We start from the raw sequence: 16050 nt of genomic DNA, 5'->3' as shown, positions 1-16050 counted from the left end.
TTAAACGGACATGATATTACTTCACTTCACACAGACTTTTTAATATAGCAGCAAGGGCGAAGCACTTTTGCTGTTGCTATTCTAAACTCCTGACTTATTGACTATCGCTTTTCTAAACCTATAGTTTACATTTTGTTCTGAAGATATATAAATATATAGATTAGTGAAACTTAGACCATCTAGGTAGATTTTAAATAAATGTACAAGATATAATACTATTTTGAGATAGACTCTATCAAGCTTAAGGAAAAAAAATTATGACCAAAACTGATTTTAAATCATCCCAAAAATTGACACTTTTAACAACATTAGACAATACTAATAGCCAAAACATCTCCGGGTCTAACGGAATTTTTAGTATATTTTCTGCATTTCCAGAATATGACCGTGGCAACAGAATGTATAATATGGGCAGATACGAGTCAGCCATATCCTACTACGAAAATGCCGTTAAAATCAAGCCAGACTGGGCTATAGGTTGGTTAAAACTAGGTCATTGTTTCTATAAACTACAAAAATATGAACAAGCAATAGAAGCTTATAAGCGATCGCTATCTATCAAGTCAAATGATGATGAAGCTTGGAATTGTTACGGTGTTGTATTATCTAATTTAAAGCAGTATGAAGAAGCGATCGCTTGCTTTGACAAAGGAATAAAAGTCAACCAAAATAATTATGAACTCTGGTACAATAAAGGTATTATTTTAGCTGATTTTAAACAGTGCCAATCTGCCATCCATTGCTATAAAAAAGCACTGAAAATACAACCGATGATGGGAGAAATTTGGTATGCCCAAGGGCAAGCTTTATTAAGTGTAAAAAAATATGCTGAAGCATTAGCTGCTTATGACTGTGCTGTAAAATTGCAACCTGATAATTATCATATTTGGCTAAATAGAGGGTTAGCTTTAGTTGAAACCTACCGTTATGCTGAAGCAGTAGCTAGTTACGACCATGCAATAGAATTACAACCTGATAATTATTTGGCTTGGTTTAACCGAGGAATTGCTCAAAGTAAACTACACAAATATCACGATTCAGTCTCTTCTTTTAATAAAGTAATTAAATTAAATCCAGATGATTATGAAGCTTGGTTTTATAAAGGATTAGCTTTAAAAAATCATTGGAAAGAAGGAGGAATTGCTTGTTTTGATAAAGCAATTAATATTAATCCTAATTTACCGGAAGCTTGGATTAGTCGTGGTCATACTTTATTAGATTTATTTAAATATGATGAGGCATTAGAATCTTTTAATCAGGCAATTACAATTAATTCTAATTATCCAGAATCTTGGTTAGGTCGAGGCAAAGCATTCATGGCACTTAGTAAGTACAATGAAGCTCTTATTGCCTATGGGAATGCTATTGCTACCCAACCAGATTTTTTAGAAGCTTGGAATTTTCGAGGAGAAGCATTAGAAAAACTCCAGCAGTACGAAGCAGCATTAGCCGCTTATGATAAAGTAATAGAAATGAGTGTAAAACAAGGAGTTTCTGTTGCTAAAGTTGGTTTACAAAGAGGAGCTGCTTTAGAAAAGTTACAAAAATACTCTCAAGCAATAGCAGCTTATGATTTGGTCATAGCTAAACAGTCTGATAATTTTGATGCTTGGTTGCAACGAGGATTATGTTTAGCAAAAATGGGAAATGATCGAGAGGCTGCTATGAGTTATAATCGAGCTATTAAGATTTGGCCTAATAATTATCAAGCTTGGTCAGAACTAGCTACAATTATGGAAAAGTTAGAGCAGTATGAAGAAGCGATCGCTGCCTACGACCAAATAGTTTCTTTAAGACCAGGCAATCATCAAATATGGTTTAAAAGAGGATTAATTTTGGAAAAATTAGGATATATTCAAAAAGCAGTTATTTCTTACAATATAGCTTTGGAAATTAAGCCTAATTACCAAGAAGCACTTAATAGAAAAAATCAGTTAAGAATGCAAGGTTAATTTAAAAAATGTTGAGTATACTACCCACCTAAAAAGAATATTAGGTGGGTTTAGCAAAACTAATTTAATTTGGCTTTTTTTAGTTTATGACATATTGTATTCATATGTCTAAAAATACTTGCACTACAGAATATTTAGTTATGAAGCAGTATTACCAATAGTATTGTTATTTTTAGATTTATTTTCCTGCAATAAATCTGCCCAAGACCAAGCAAAACTGACAATCATAGCTTTAGCTATTGCATTCATCTGTTCTTTGTTATAACTTTTGGGAATTTGTTGTGCTTCTTTAGATGTATTATTATTCATTTTGATTAATCTCATAAAATTACTCATAAAATTAAAATCCATACTTATAGATACAACTTCTATTAACTCTTTTCCGTAAAAATATAACTGTGACAAATAACAAACTGAATAGTGATCTATATCATCAAAAATTTACCGAAATATCAGTTTATAGATAAATTTACTTAGAGAAAAATGTCTTAACTGTACAAAATTATTAAAGTAGGGATTTTGCACAAATGAAGTAGAGAAATTACGAACTTTTGAATACTTGCATTATGCCAATTAAAAATATGGTTAAATACGGTTTCACAATCAACTAAATCCTGTAAAATGGCTTATTTATGAAAAGAGAGAACACTGGATATCAGAAAAATTATCAACCTTTGATCAACTGGAGTTATACTAAATCCGGTTTAGATACTATCTTTAAATTGCAGGGATAATAGCATATCACTGAAGTTTTCAATAAAAATAGCATTATTTTTAGGAATTGGTATAATACCAATTGATCGAGGAATATTATCAAACCAATAGGGAGGTTTTATAGAGCCTCCGTACAAAAGAATTTTATTTGTTTAGATACAAATATAAAAGCCTACATAGTCTCAACTACATATTTATAATTCTCACCTTTTTGTTCTTAATTTCCTTGCCTTAACATTTTTTTTATAGATGCTCTCTAATTCTAAGATATAATTATTAGAATTACGAGTAAAATAACAAATTCATATTCATAGATGCCAGTGTTTACTGTCAATAAGCAAAACTCTCGTCAACCTTATGATGGTTGGTCTTTAGATGACCGTGATCCAGAAGTAATTAAATCTTTGATGCCATTATGGGAATGGTTTTATCGTTATTATTTTCGAGTTCAAACCGATGGGTGGCATCATATTCCTAGAGATGAAAAAATCCTGATAGTTGGCTCTCATAATGGTGGTTTACCCGCTCCAGATATGCATATGTGTATGTATGACTGGTTTAAAAGATTTGGTACAGAGCGTTTGGTTTATGGACTTATGCACCAGAATGCCTGGTCAGTTTTTCCTACTACCCCCTTAGCAGTACAATGTGGAGCAGTTAGAGCACATCCGAAAATGGCGATCGCTGCTTTCCAAAGAAATGCCTCTGTGGCTGTTTATCCTGGTGGTGGCCCAGATGTTTTCCGTCCTCATTCTATGCGAGATAAAATCTATTTTGCTGGACGTAAAGGCTTTATTAAGTTGGCTTTGCGTGAAGAGGTACCGATTGTGCCAATGATTTCTAATGGTGCCCACGATACTTTAATAGTGCTGGCAGATGTTTATGAACAAGTGAAACAGCTCCATGAATGGGGTTTGCCTTGGTTATTTAGTCTCGATCCAGAAGTGTTTCCTATCTATATTGGATTACCCTGGGGATTAGCTATTGGGCCTTTACCTAATTTCCCTTTGCCAGTAAAAATTAATACTCGGGTTTGTCCTCCCATTGTGTTTGAGCGTTATGGACGTGAGGCAGCTAGTGATCGCGATTATGTTGATGCTTGTTATGAGCGAGTTATAACTAGAATGCAACAAGAATTAGACCAATTAGTGTTATCAACTTCATAATTTAGTATTGATTTCATTGCCCAAGAAATTTTAGCCTTCTCTTTCTGAACAAAAGACTCTGGTTTTAACTGGGAAAAGTTAGTGAAGTTCTCTCCCGTTAAATCGGAGATTATAACGGGAGCTTTTAAAACAGAGATAATTGAACTGAAGTGGGCTTGATTTTATAGCAATAAGTAATTATCATATTTTGATTTTACATTTACTGCTATATCATGTCAAGTAACTATAATAAAGGTTTTGGGTCTGTTTACTCTCTTACTGTTCATATTGTATTTGTCACTCTTCTACCGAAAAAAAGTAATTACTTCTGAGATACTACAGCAATTGAACAAAATATTTGATCAAACCTGTCAAAAGTGGGAATGTGAGTTAGTAGAGTTTAATGGTGAAGTTGACCATGTACACTTATTAATCACATTTAACCCAAAAGTTCAATTGAGCAAATTTATAGCAAATCTCAAAACTTTTTCTAGTAGGTTGATCAGGAGGGAATTTTATGATTACCTAGCCAGGTTTTACAAGAAACCTGTACTGTGGACGGGTTCTGATTTTGTTGCTAGCTGCACCAGGTGTAACTATTGAGCAATTAAAGGAATATGTTGAAGATCAATCGACACCTATTTAATTTGCTGTCGGGAATTGCCGAATCTAATTGGATATGGAGTAAAATCCCAATTACAAGTGGAGCAATAATTAACTTTTTCTTCTGTATATTTCGTATGACATATCGGACATTGATTCATATTATTTAATTCTTCTTATGAGTAAATATTGACAATAGTTTATATTATTATACCCAATACTGTCGCCGACAACTTGTAGATAGTCCACGAAATAAACCTATTTAAATATCTTGTGCAAGAGAATTTAGGAACACTCCATGAAATATCCCTACAAGGGTTTCATAAAAGGAGAATAATCTTAAATAATTTCCAACTCTAAATTATGACTTTTAGCAAAGTTATGAGTAAAATGATCTACCTCATTTGTATCACTCAATTCTAAGTTGTAAAAATCTACAAATTCATAATCTGAATATGGTCCCGCGTGCCAGGTTCCCACCTCTAATTTAATAAAACAATTCCCGGGAATTTTAAAAGCAACTACATCTTCTAATTTTGGTGCATTCTCTACACAAGGTGGAGCAACTGCCATTAACCATTCCTTAGCTTCTAGGGAACCCAAACATTGAGTACATTTTATATGACGAGTAATTTTAGTAAATTTTCGGTCTTTTCCAAGTAACCGCATAATATAGAATCGTGGCGTACCATTTTCTAAATTTAATTGAGCATCGTCTTGGTCATATTGTTTATCATCTCCTGTTGCCCAAATTACTTGTCCAAAAGGTCGAAAATTCTCTGGTGTAATTTCTTGGGCAAACAGTTGTTTAACTACTATTGATTTACTCATTTTTGATTTTTATAAAATTTAGCTATACAAGTTTTTTTTTACAGTAGATTTGACCAGGCGTGAGATACACACATAGGGGGCAAGATGCCCACACTGGTAACATTTAATCATTAATATCTGTACTTCTTATACGACCGAATCTACTGTATCTTTTCTGTGGCGGGTTTAATCATGTTCGGATAATTACTTATATCATGTCCGGTTAAACAGTGATAAATAAATAACTACGGAGGAGTCAGGATTCAGGAGTCAGGAGTCAGGAGGAAAGAGGTAATAAAGAAGAACAACTGGAGTTGAAGGAGAAAGTTTTTTTATAACTAATTATCCGGACATGATATTATAATAAATTTTTTGTTTGTAGTTAGGCTTTAGCCCTTACAATACTTAGTATTATTGCTCAAGCAAAACTACAAAGTCCTATTATAACTGTTCTACCGAACATGGTATAATACCTCACCTTACAGGGGGTGCTTCAAATTGTTTGGTCTCAGACCAATTCCCATGCATTAATTCTATACTTAAGTAAGACTTCAGTTATTAAGTAATTAACACAGGCCGAATTTTTTTTTGCTAATTTAAGCCAAGTTAATGTTAATTACTCTTATGTTTACTACTCCCTCACTCCCCTATTTCCCCTCCTGGGAGTGGTTAGGGGTGGGTCCCCTACTCAAGAAAATCTAGAAAAGTTTTTGATAAATGGTATGATAAGACACGCCAATTCATGTCGTTTACTATCCCCATCTACTTCTTCCTTCTTCCTTCTTCAAAGTTACTTAATTAGACTTAAATTCAAAACCATTCGCCTCAGCATAACGGTGTAAAAATCGCATCACTCTCTCAAAATTTTCCTCTGATTCTACTTCAAAAGAACACTCTACTTGAGAAAAATCACTTTCATCAGCAGACAAAAATTTAATCCCACTAGGGGCAACTTCAATATTTCCTTCCTCGTCTTTCAACCATAATTTATTTATTTTATTAGTGAAGGAACGAAAACTTTCCGTAGCTTGAAGACGGTCAAACATTAGTACAACTATTTTTGTGTCAGAGTTACGACGTTTTCTCAGACTAACTTCTGTAATTTTCTCATTCAATCCTTCAATAAATTCCACAGATACTGTCATTTTATTTCTCAAGCTGAATATTAATATTAAACAGTGATTATTTTACCAAAAAAAAAGTAGACAGTGAGGAATATAGCAGTCGAAGGAGAGATTATATTATTTCTATATTTTATTGAGCAGGGGAGTAGGGACGTTGCATGCAACATCCGTACAGAGAAGTAAACATACAGCAGACTCCACTTTGGTGAGGTACACCCATCGCGGGCAAGATGCCCACACTACAATACATTTAACAGGACTTACGCATAATATAAAATCTGGTTGAATACTTATTATATAGTTGGGAGAGATAGGGGGGTGGGGAGATGGGGAGATGGGGAGATGGGGAGATTGAATATTGAAGTAATTATAGAATTATGAACATACACTGTATAACCGAATTCTATATAAGGTACGAAAAATTAGGATTTGAGATTGCTTTCCGTTCCGGACTGCTACGCAAACCCTGTCGGTCGCAATGACAAAAAAAATTAACCTCAGTCCTTCCTTCTTCTTTCTTCCTTCTCTCCTATTCAAAATTATTAATAAATCGCCGAGGAATATCTACCCTACTCCCCCAATGAATATGAAGATAGGAAGCATGAAGTTGATAAAAATTCCAACCTTCAACAGTTGCTTTGCTTCGATTTTTATCCTCATCAATTCGCCACATTTTGTATAGAGGTATTGGGGGTGCTTCAGTTAATTCAGAACGATGAAATTCATGTCCATAAACTTGTGTATTTGCTGCTAATAAAGGAGTATCTATATTAGTAATTGCTTGCCGATATCCTAACTTTAAACTTTTACCCATTACTGCCGTAGTTGGTAAAATTCCTACCATCTCCCAAGACTTACCATTAAAGTCAATAATTGCCTGAGATAAATACATCAACCCACCACATTCAGCATAAGTTGGCATTCCAGAAATAATTGCTTTCTGAACAGCTTTTCTCATTAAAATATTTGCGCTTAACTGTTGGGCAAAAACTTCTGGAAATCCACCACCAAAATATAAACCTTTTACTCCCGCAGGTAAATTTTCATCCTTTAGGGGACTCCAAAATACTATTTTTGCTCCTAATTCTTCCAGAATATCTAGGTTATCTTGGTAATAGAAATTAAATGCGCGATCGCGAGCTACTCCTATCAAAAATTGCGACTTTTTTTTCTCAATATTCTTGACATTTGATAGTGGAAAATGTATTCTGTTATTAGGGGGAACTTGGCTAGATAAAAAGTGCTGAGACCCCTCATTCTGAATTTTTAAAAGTGGTAGTAATTTCTCCCAATCAAAACAAGTTTTTGCCAAATCAGCCAAATCATTAATTAAATTATCTAAATCTGGCATTTCATCGGTAGGAAGTAAACCCAAATGTCGGTCAGGAATAGTAATATTTTGATGTCGTCGCAAAACCCCAAGTATAGGTAAATTTATAAATTTAAGGGAATTTTGAAGTAACTGTAAATGGCGATCGCTTCCGACCCGGTTGAGTATCAAACCAGCAAAATTAATATTAGGGTCAAAAGAAATTAAACCATGAGCGATCGCTGCCACAGAACCTGATAACCGACTACAGTCAAGCACCAATAATACAGGTACATTCAGCAACCGAGAAATATGAGCAGTAGAAGCAAAATCAGGAAAACACCTACCACTTTCATCTTCTACCCCCCTTAAAAAGGGTGGACAGGGGGGAGCAAACCTTTCTAAGGCAGGCCAGGGGGGAGCAAAACTTACCCCATCAAATAAACCCATCACCCCCTCAACCAAAGCAAAATCAACATCTTGAATATTTCGCGCAAAACATTGCTGCACATAAACCTCGGAAGTCAACACCGGGTCTAAATTCCGACAAGACTTACCCGTAACATATTGATGAAACATCGGGTCAATATAATCAGGTCCCACCTTAAATGATTGCACCTGCAAATTTTGCCACTTTAAATAAGACAGTAGCGCCAACGTAATAGTTGTTTTGCCAACCCCACTACGCTCTCCCGCAACTATTAAACTCAATATATCCCCCGTCTTTTTAACTAAAAAAATTGGGCATTGCTGAATTAAGGTATGAAAGTAGGTTTATAGGGAACACTTAACTGGGAACAGGGAAAAGTTAATATTAACAAGTAGTTCAAACCATCCAAAATAAAAAATCCCAAATACAAAATTATCAAATCATACCCACCAGTCAGCAACGCCAAAAATTGAAATCAGGAAACACCTTCCTCTTCATAAATTTCATGCTCTCGTTGAATAAAAACTTCTGCCAACGCCTGATAAGCTTCTGTCCAAGCAGATATAACTTCTGGCGTAGCTGCCTCTCCCAAAACATCCTGCATAGCTTGCAACATACATTATCCCACCACTGGATATTGTTCCGGTAGTACATGAGTTTGCACATGGCGGTGAGCAATTTTTTCAACCATTGATTTTAGACCAGTCAAATTATCAATATGAGCAGCATAACTATAAACTGCAGTAGCTAACTTTGCAGGTTGAGATCCATCAGCTTGAGCAGACATATTAAACTGGGATTTGATTTCAGGATGATTTTCAAACATTATTTCATACATCCGAGTAGTAATTTGTTTTCCCTGTTTTTTCAGCACTGGTGCGGTAGATTTGACAATATTGATTGTTTGTTGACTGACCATATATATTGTTAATAATTTGATACCAAAATAATTTTACCTTTCGATAATTTGTTATGGAATTAAATCAACTTTTTCTTTATACATATAAAGTCAAAAAAAATAAGCAGGTAGGCGCGAATAAACGTCACTATGTAACGAAATGTTTATGCACCTCATATCCTTGAGATTGCTTCCTTCCACTCTGCTCCAATCGCAATGACGTAGTTGTAAATTTTCCCACCTACTTACTTATGGTGTTGCTGATTTGAGGTATGAAATTAAACTTTAGGTAAATTTTAAGCCAAAACAAGGCATTGCTTAGGGGTGGGATGAATATAAGTGGGGTGGGTATCCTGCCTGCCCAAAAATATCAGGAACGGGCAAATATCAGGAACGGGCAAGATGCCAATTCCACTTCCACAGTGCAAATTATATAAGACTTACGCACCTGCAACGTATTTTAGTCATTGCCATCGACAGGGTTTGCGTAGCAGTCCGGAACGGAAAGCAATCTCAAATCCTAGTTTTTCCTATCTCATGGGTAAGTTCTATATTTCTCTCTGTTGCCTGTTGCTTTCCGGAACTGTTGCCTCTTTTCTGGAGATGTCTATCATAACCAAAACTAAATTTCACAGACATATTCGCTCCGTTGCTGAATCAACTTTGCTACTAAACCAGTCCAACCAGTCTGATGACTCGCCCCTAAACCTGCACCATTATCGCCGTGAAAATATTCATAAAACAGAATTAAATCTTGCCAGTGGGGGTCATTTTGAAATATTTCTGTGTCACCATAAACTGGACGTTTTCCATTTTCATCTTTGAGGAAAATTTTAATTAGTCTCGCTTCAATTTCTAATGATACTTCCCATAAATTCATCATCCTACCTGAACCTGTCGGACATTCCACTCGAAAATCTTCACCTAAATAATTATGAAATCTTTGCAGAGATTCTATCATTAAATAATTAATTGGAAACCAGATTGGACCGCGCCAATTAGAATTTCCTCCAAACATTTGACTGGTAGATTCGGCAGGTTCATAATCAACTCTATATTCTTCTCCATTAGCATTAAAAATATAGGGATTTTCAGTATGGAAATGAGATAAAGAACGAATACCATAATCGCTGAAAAATTCATTTTCATCTAACATTTTTTCGAGGATTATTCGCAGACGTTCGGGACTAACAATTGCTAGTAAACGTTCTGAGTCAATACCGCAAGCTTCCATACAAGCAATATTAGCACTAAGGTCTATCCTATTTGCCATAAACCATTTTACCCGTTTCTGGAATTTAGGTAATTGTTGTAAAGTTTCTGAGTCAATAATTGCTACAGCAAATAATGGAATTAATCCAACTATTGAACGGATTTTTATATGTATATCTTCTTTATCTGGTTGGTGGAGAACATCATAATAAAAATTATCAGTTTCATCCCAGAGTTGAGTTCCATCTGAACCTAAATGATTCATAGCATCAACTATGTAGAGAAAATGCTCGAAAAATTTACAAGCAATATCTTCATAAACATCATTTTCTTTAGCAAGTTCTAGAGCAATAGTTAACATATCTAGACAGTACATTGCCATCCAACTTGTACCGTCTGATTGTTCAATATGACCTCCGGTTGGTAGCTCTGCACTACGGTCAAATACTCCAATATTATCTAAACCTAAAAAACCTCCTTCAAACACATTATTTCCCTCAACATCTTTCTGATTTACCCACCAAGTAAAATTGAGTAAAAGTTTTTGAAATACTCTTTCGAGAAACTTGCGATCGCTACGACCATAAAGTTCTTTTTCTATTTGATAAACTCGCCAAGTTGCCCAAGCATGAACGGGAGGATTTACATCACTAAAATTCCATTCATAAGCTGGTAATTGACCGTTGGCGTGCATATACCATTCTCTGGTTATTAGGTCTAATTGATGTTTGGCAAAATTAGGGTCAACTATTGCTAAAGGTATGGCATGAAATGCTAAATCCCAAACAGCATACCAGGGATATTCCCACTTATCAGGCATGGAAATTACATCATCATTAAATAGATGAACCCACCCATAATTTCTGATATTTTTACGGTTTTCTGGTACTGGCGCTTGGGTAGGGTCGCCTTTTAGCCATTCTTCGACAATATAATGATAATATTGTTTAGTCCACAGTAGTCCGGCAAATGCTTGACGCTGAATATTGCGCCATTCATCCTTCATTTTACAAGGGGAAAGACGCTGATAAAATTCATTTGCTTCTTGAATTCTGGTTTGAAAAGTTTCTTCAAATTCTGTCTCTAAAGGCTGTTTAATTTCTGAGGATTTAGCAAGTCTTAATTTAACAATTTTAGTTTCACCTGGTTCTAGTTCTAGACGATAATGTGGAGAAAATTTAGTTCCATACATCTCTGGATTAATTGCATTTTTTTGTCCATTAATTAGATAGTTATTGATGCCGTCTTTGGTATAAGGAGAATCATTTTTTTCTCCAAATAAAGTTTGTTTATTAGTTTCATTTTCTGTGAAAAATAGTTCCATTGTCTGAGGAAAATAAAACCACCTTTTTCCTAAAGTTGGGTGTTCTGTTTCAATCAGACCAGGATTGATTTTTTTGAGGAGAGGTTTTTTTGATTGATTATCCCAAGACCAAGTATTTCTAAACCAGAGAGTGGGTAATAAGTGTAACGTCTTAGTTTCTGAACCTCGATTATTTACTGTAATTTTAATTAAGATATCTTCTGTTGTTGCTTTAGCGTATTCGACCAAAACATCAAAATAACGATTTTCTGCAAATATTCCTGTGTCGAGTAGTTCGTATTCTGAAGATTTGCGGTCGCGCTGTTGATTTTCTGCTACTAAGTCAGCGTAAGGATAAGCACTTTGAGGATATTTATAAAGTGCCTTCATGTAACTATGACTGGGGGTATTATCTAAGTAAAAATAATATTCTTTAACATCTTCCCCATGATTTCCTTGACTTCCCGTTAAACCAAAAAGTCGTTCCTTGATAATAGGGTCTTCGCCATTCCAGAGAGCGATCGCAAAGCACAGTCGTTGATGATTATCTGAAATACCACAAATACCGTCTTCTCCCCATCGATAAGCACGAGAAAGAGATTGTGCGTGGGAAAAGTAATCCCAAGCAGAACCATCTTCACTATAGTCTTCTCGTACTGTTCCCCACTGTCTCTCACTCAAGTATGGCCCCCAACGTCTCCAGTATGCTTCATGGTTGAGGTCTGCTTCTAATCTTTGTTCTTCTTGAGTAAATAGGTTATTGTTTTGAGTATTCATCATCATTAATATTTCGGAACAGTTGAAAATATCAATTTATTATAATTTTCCTCAACTATCTGTAACACAATAACTATTTCTAAATCAGGGAATAGGGAACAGGGAACAGGGAACAGGGAACAGGGAAAGAAAAACATAATAGAAAAGAGGAAAAAAGGTTGAATTTTTAGTAATGTATGTAATCTAGACTTTTTTTATTGTAGGAATAAATCACAAATTAAGATGTAATATCATGTTCGGTTGAATAGTTATGATTAGGATATAGATGGAAGAGATATCTCAAACCCCTGAGATTGCTTCCTTCCACTCCGTTCCAGTCGCAATGACTTTATAGTTAGTGTTTATCTGAACATGATATAACTACCTTTTTTGAATTTGGTATTATAAAACATGAAGTGACTTATCGAGGACTATCCCCATCCATTTTTTACTTCTCTCCTAGATAACTAAACACCTTATTCCTTATTCCTTATTCCTTATTCCTTCTTCCTTATTCCTTATTCCTTATTCCTTATTCCTTATTCCTTCTTACTTCTTAAAATTTTATCTATTGAGATTATTTTTTTCTTCCAGTTCTTTCACTTCTTTTTCTAGGAAAAAGTTGAGAAAAGTCCTAATTCCAGCAACTGCTGCTAACCTTCCAATATCATTCCAACTTGGAGATATGGCAGTTCCTACTATATCAGCAGCTAACAGAAATTCTAAAGCTAGAACTAGGGAGATACCTAATTCAAGTCTGATTGTTCCCTCTTGTGCAAAAAGCCTCTTATTTTTCCGTCTGTGCCACATTTGTGCTAGTGCTTTTAGCACTGCAAAGGCAATAATAAAAACAGCAATTGCCTCAATAAAAATCTTCAGAATAAGGACAAACTCATCTAAAAAATTCTCAGCTAATTCTATTATATTTGTAGCTAGATAAAAATATATCATTGAAAATAGATTGAGTAGATTCATTTTCCAGTATAGCGATCGCGTATTTTTCTAGATAGCAAATTAACAAATTATATCAAATTCGGTTAAACAGTTATAGAATGGTTAAGTCTTTAGGAGTCAGGAGTCAGGATTCAGAAGAATCACAAAGATGAGCGTAGTTATGACGATTGAAGATTTTTTTTATGTCCAATTCCCTCGGATTTGATATTAAAACCCGGTGTTGATGATTTGAGGTATGATATCAAATCCGGTTAAATACCCTCACAATCAATAGACATCTCCAGAAAAGAGGCAACAGCTCATCTGGCAACAGCTCATCTGGCAACCCACCCCTCGCCCCTCCCCCTCCCAGGAGGGGAATAATTGATAATTTATGGATAAGAATTGATTTTATTTTTGATTTTTACCAGATGTCTAATAGCTTAAAACCCTGATTATTACCTTATTGGATCTATATGCAATTAGGCGGATTTAATATGATATCATGTCCGGATAATTACCGATAGAACTCCGTTCCGCACTCCGCGTTAACGTTTGCGGTAGCATTCCGTAAGGAAAGTTGTGCGCCAGCAAACAAAAAACTTTCTCCTTCTACTCCTCTTTCTTTTTCTTTCTTCCCTACTGACTCCTGACTCCTAAGTCATTAAGATTAATATCATACACGCGCTTCAGCAATGCCTAAAACCCAATATCATCCAGAGCAACCTGAGCTGCTTCATATAACTCTTCATCAGACACATATCGCCAGTCTGTATCTCCAATTTCCTGATAAAAAGTCTGGTCATAAGCGCGAGTTTGGATAACCACTGGCATCGGTACCGCATGACCTAATACCAAAGCTTGTTGTTTAGAATCCAACTTTGCCAACACAGACCGTAAACTATGACCGCCAGAAACTCCTGTAAAAATAGAATCTATATCCTTATCATCATTTAACAGAGCTGTAATTCTTGTACCAATTTGAGACATAACTTCCGCATCTATCCCGGAAGGTCGCTGGTCTACTACCAATAAAGTCACAAAATATTTCCGCATTTCTCTAGCTATTGTACCAAAAATAGTTGAACCTACTATCGCAGGGTCGAGAAAACGGTGAGCTTCCTCAATAGTTATAACTAATGGTTGAGGGCGATCGCTCGGATTTTTAGAACTCAAAAATTTATCAGCTTTCCGCACATAACTATTATGAATTCTGCGAGTAATCATATTAGCAGCTAACATATAAGAAAGCATATTTGACTGGGAACCAAATTCAATAATAACGTGTTTACCAGCATCCAAAGATTCTAAAATTTCCTCAATATAATTATTAGTATTTTTTGTCCGCATATATTTCAGATTATCCAGTCGCAATAACTTTCTTTGTAAAGACATAATTGAACCTTTGTGCCCCCTTTTTTCATCACAAAATGTTTGGATATCTTCATTAGTCATTTCCAGTAATTGAGCAATCCAAGATTTACCAAACTCACTTCTGAGAATATTTGCACTATCAATACTTGCCTCAGATAAATTTAATTCCCGTTGCACCAACCCAATATCTTCCACCTCAATTTGGTTATAACTTAAATACAATTCTCGTGCATCTCGCACTCCCCGACGTTTAGTAGCTTCTGGATCGAGAGTCCAAAGTTCGACTCGTTCTGGAAACAATTGTTTTAAACCTTTTACCGTATTAACTTGTTTTCCTTCCGCCATTGCTTCCCAACCATATTCAGAGTGCATATCAAAGATTAAATTTACAGCAGCTCCTTTACGAATAATCCCAGATAAAAGTAAACGAGTCAGAAAAGACTTACCTGTTCCTGACTTCCCAAAAATGCCGTTACTCCGTTCAACAAATCTATCTAAATCCAAACAAACAGGTACATCCATATCAATAGGTTTACCCACAGCAAAATTGCGCCGACTCTGGTCATCTTCTCTACCAAAAACTAGACTAAAATCTCTCTCACTTGCGTCAAATACTTGGGAAAAATGACTCGGAATAGTTTTTACTGGCATTAATTTAATTTCAGCACTGGTTTGAGCTTCAAAAGATGCTAAATTTTCTATGGATTGAGATTTTTTGTTATTGCCATTATCGTTATTAGCATTGAAATATACTGGGGACTTTTCTGAAGAAATAATTAACATCAACATTGGTGCAAGTTCGATAGTACCGTAAGTACTACCTCCAGCTAAAACAGATTGTAAAAAATCATCTGTAGGTAAGGGAGGATTAATCATTATTCGTTCGCTGGATGTTCCTAATAAAACATCAGTTAACATACAAAAAAAGTGGGCGCGTACTCCTTTTACGACCAAAAATTTACCAACCCGCATATCTTCTACTAATATGTCTGGATGTAGTCGTACTTCTAGTCCTTGACTGAGAGAACCTTGAATTACTGAACCTAATGGTTGTTCAAAATCCATATAAATTACTTAATTACTTGAGAATGCTATATCAAGTTATACCATTTTTATTAGCTATTGAGAGGAATTATATCAAGTCTGGTAGCATCGGTATTGTAAGGGTAAGGAAGAAGGAATAAAGAAGAAGGCTTTAGTTATCTAAAACAGAAGACTTAAAAGTTAGAAAAACTTAAATTTCCTGTAGATATTCACGCTAACTTTTACACAAAAGCAATTCTTATCTATCAATTTTCAATTATTTATCCCTGTTCCCTGTTTCCTGTTATTGGGACTTACATAAAATAAAGGCAGAAAATAGGCTCAGATATAGATGGGTAGAGGTTTTCACGTCGAAAAGGCATAAATCCTGAGTTACTAAGGGTTCTAGCCATTTTTAAGGCTTTGACGTAATTCCCTTGTCAAGACTGACTTTGACGCATTTT

Annotated in this window: 11 protein-coding genes and 1 pseudogene; 3 read left to right on the top strand and 9 right to left on the bottom strand. The window is 35.2% G+C overall.

Translation table 11 applies throughout. The features are described 5' to 3' along the window. Positions 1-257 precede the first annotated feature (257 nt). The gene (locus F6K18_RS07075; RefSeq protein WP_287519742.1) at positions 258-1952 is read left to right on the top strand and encodes a tetratricopeptide repeat protein; all 1695 of its coding nucleotides are present in this window, start codon (positions 258-260) and stop codon (positions 1950-1952) included. 138 nt (positions 1953-2090) lie between these two features. Here the strand turns inward: F6K18_RS07075 and F6K18_RS07070 are convergent, their stop codons facing one another. After that, on the bottom strand, positions 2091-2261 hold the full coding sequence (locus F6K18_RS07070; protein WP_287519740.1) for a hypothetical protein: 171 nt from the start codon (positions 2259-2261) through the stop codon (positions 2091-2093). A gap of 719 nt (positions 2262-2980) precedes the next feature. On the opposite strand from F6K18_RS07070, the gene F6K18_RS07065 reads away from it, so the two are divergent. After that, complete coding sequence (locus F6K18_RS07065) at positions 2981-3832, top strand: lysophospholipid acyltransferase family protein (RefSeq protein WP_124147351.1); 852 nt, start codon at positions 2981-2983, stop codon at positions 3830-3832. 221 nt (positions 3833-4053) lie between these two features. After that, a pseudogene (gene tnpA, locus F6K18_RS07060) lies at positions 4054-4457 on the top strand (IS200/IS605 family transposase); the annotation flags it as partial. A 296-nt stretch (positions 4458-4753) separates the two neighbouring features. Here tnpA and F6K18_RS07055 read toward each other — a convergent pair. The 8 genes from F6K18_RS07055 to F6K18_RS07020 form a co-directional block, all read right to left on the bottom strand. Then, positions 4754-5245 carry an ureidoglycolate lyase gene (locus F6K18_RS07055; protein ID WP_287519738.1) on the bottom strand — a complete coding sequence of 164 codons (492 nt, stop codon included), beginning with the start codon at positions 5243-5245 and terminating at the stop codon, positions 4754-4756. Positions 5246-6018: 773 nt separating this feature from the next. Beyond that, positions 6019-6369 (bottom strand): photosystem II reaction center protein Psb28, encoded by a 351-nt coding sequence (gene psb28, locus F6K18_RS07050; protein WP_124147349.1) that lies wholly within the window; start codon positions 6367-6369, stop codon positions 6019-6021. Positions 6370-6877: 508 nt separating this feature from the next. Then, on the bottom strand, positions 6878-8368 hold the full coding sequence (locus F6K18_RS07045) for a cobyrinate a,c-diamide synthase (protein WP_287519736.1): 1491 nt from the start codon (positions 8366-8368) through the stop codon (positions 6878-6880). 194 nt (positions 8369-8562) lie between these two features. After that, positions 8563-8703 (bottom strand): hypothetical protein, encoded by a 141-nt coding sequence (locus tag F6K18_RS07040; RefSeq protein ID WP_287519735.1) that lies wholly within the window; start codon positions 8701-8703, stop codon positions 8563-8565. A 3-nt stretch (positions 8704-8706) separates the two neighbouring features. Further along, the gene (locus tag F6K18_RS07035; RefSeq protein ID WP_287519734.1) at positions 8707-9006 is read right to left on the bottom strand and encodes a globin domain-containing protein; all 300 of its coding nucleotides are present in this window, start codon (positions 9004-9006) and stop codon (positions 8707-8709) included. 601 nt (positions 9007-9607) lie between these two features. Further along, positions 9608-12283, bottom strand: coding sequence for a glucosidase (locus F6K18_RS07030; RefSeq protein ID WP_287519732.1), 2676 nt, complete (start codon positions 12281-12283; stop codon positions 9608-9610). 537 nt (positions 12284-12820) lie between these two features. After that, entirely contained in the window at positions 12821-13207 is a 387-nt protein-coding gene (locus tag F6K18_RS07025) for a DUF1622 domain-containing protein (protein WP_287519730.1), read from the bottom strand. A 681-nt stretch (positions 13208-13888) separates the two neighbouring features. After that, a complete protein-coding gene (locus F6K18_RS07020) occupies positions 13889-15628 on the bottom strand; it encodes an ATP-binding protein (RefSeq protein ID WP_287519729.1) in 1740 nt (579 codons plus the stop codon). Between the last annotated feature and the right edge of the window lie 422 nt (positions 15629-16050).

This window comes from Okeania sp. SIO2C2, assembly GCF_010692625.1.
Lineage (GTDB): Bacteria > Cyanobacteriota > Cyanobacteriia > Cyanobacteriales > Microcoleaceae > Okeania > Okeania hirsuta.
The sequence above is the reverse complement of the archived record's forward strand: the minus strand, read 5'-3'. Positions and strand labels throughout refer to the sequence as shown.